Below are 324 nucleotides of genomic sequence, written 5' to 3' on the forward strand. Positions count from 1 at the left end.
CACTATAATCTGTTCCGCTACTACGACCCGCAGGTCGGACGGTTTATTGTTCAGGATCCGATTGGGTTAAACGGTGGGTGGAATCTTTATCAGTATGCGCCGAATCCGCTGGGGTGGATTGATCCGCTTGGCCTTACCCCCTGTAGTACAGGCACGAAAAATTCATACGAGCAAGCTAGAAATAAAGCATTAAAATGGCTTGAAGAACGTGGATTTGTAGCAGAAAAAGTTAATACAGGTAAATTTGGCTCTACAAAGGGACAACCTGTTGGTATGACCACTCTTGATGGGAAAACCGGATTTAGAATTGAATTTGATGAGAGA

The 324-nt window shown here is 44.1% G+C and carries 1 protein-coding gene; it reads left to right on the forward strand.

Annotation, left to right across the window (positions count from 1 at the left end; all coding sequences use genetic code 11):
* The coding region (locus NNO04_RS22660; protein ID WP_333909019.1) for an RHS repeat-associated core domain-containing protein at positions 1-324 on the forward strand (324 nt) is incomplete at both ends.

It is taken from the genome of Citrobacter sp. Awk 4, assembly GCF_028069725.1.
Lineage (GTDB): Bacteria > Pseudomonadota > Gammaproteobacteria > Enterobacterales > Enterobacteriaceae > Citrobacter_D.